A 1,394-nucleotide genomic window follows, 5' to 3' on the forward strand; every position below is an offset into this window, starting at 1 on the left:
TGGCGTGACGCTGATCATCGAGCCGATCAGTCGGTGAGCACTATTACTCGCACTGGGGCGGACGTCGACCTCTAGCAAAAGACCGTGCCCCGACTGGTTTGGTGAGGTCGCCTCTAGCGCTGATGGGATGTCGTGCCAGCACGAGCACTGATCCATTAGTCCGCGCCGGTGTCCTCGGGCTCGAATGTGAGTTGACGACACAAGGGAGGTGGACATCGATGATCTTCGTGGGCGATGACTGGGCCGAAGACCATCACGACGTATTCGTCATGGACGGCGACGGGAGGCGACTGGCAGCTAAACGATTACCTGAAGGGCTGGCCGGGATCACGGCGTTGCACGAGCTGATCGCCGAGCACGTCGACGACCCCGCCCGGGTGCAGGTGGGGATCGAACTCGACCGGGGTTTGTGGGTCAACGCCCTGGCCGCGGCGGGGTATCAGGTGTGGGCGATCAATCCCAAGGCCGCCGCCCGCTACCGCGACCGCCACCACGTATCGGGGGCGAAATCTGATGCCGCGGACGCCAAGTTGCTCGCCGATGTGGTGCGCACCGACCGGCACAATCACCTCCAGATCGCGGGGGATACCCCGCAGGCCGAGGCAATCAAGGTGCTCGCTCGCACTCATCAGAGCCTGATCTGGGCGCGTATCCGCCACACCAACATGCTGCGCAGCGCGCTGCGCGAGTACTACCCGGGCGCCTTGGTGGCCTTCGATAACCTGGCCGACCGTGATGCACTGGCGGTCCTGGGTCGTGCCCCCACCCCCGAACAGGGCGCGCGGCTGAGCCTGTCCAAAATCGGGGCTGCACTCAAAGCCGGTGGACGCCAACGCAATATCGATACCCGCGCCCGTGAGATCCAGGCGCTGCTGCGCGCTGAGCACCTCAGCGCACCAGCAAAGCTGACCGCGGCATTCGGGGCCACCACCACCGCCGCCGTACACGTCATCGCCGAACTGAACACCCAGATTCGTGAGCTTGAGAACGCACTGGCCGAACATTTTGAGCAACACCCGGACGCCGACATCTACCGTTCCCTGCCAGGACTTGGTGTCATCCTCGGCGCCCGGGTGCTCGGTGAGTTCGGGGACGACCCGAACCGCTACACCACCGCCAAGTGTCGCAAGAACTACGCCGGAACCTCACCCCTGACCGTGGCCTCAGGTAAAAAACATGCGGTACTGGCCCGCTATGTCCGCAACAAACGTCTCTTTGACGCAATCGACCAATGGGCCTTCTGCGCAATGAACACCAGTCCAGGCGTGCGCCAGCTCTACGACCACCATCGCGCCGCCGGCAACACCCACCACCAAGCACTACGCGCTGTGGGCAACCGCCTGGTCGGCATCCTCCACGGCTGCCTACGCCACCACACCCCCTACGACGAACAC

The 1,394-nt window shown here is 64.1% G+C and carries 1 protein-coding gene; it reads left to right on the top strand.

The window, feature by feature from the left end; genetic code table 11:
• Positions 1–218: 218 nt before the first annotated feature.
• Positions 219–1,394: IS110 family RNA-guided transposase (locus AC5Y5V_RS31310; RefSeq protein ID WP_499942947.1), on the top strand; the 1,176-nt coding region annotated here is incomplete at its 3' end.

Source organism: Mycobacterium sp. NGS68, from assembly GCF_059812195.1.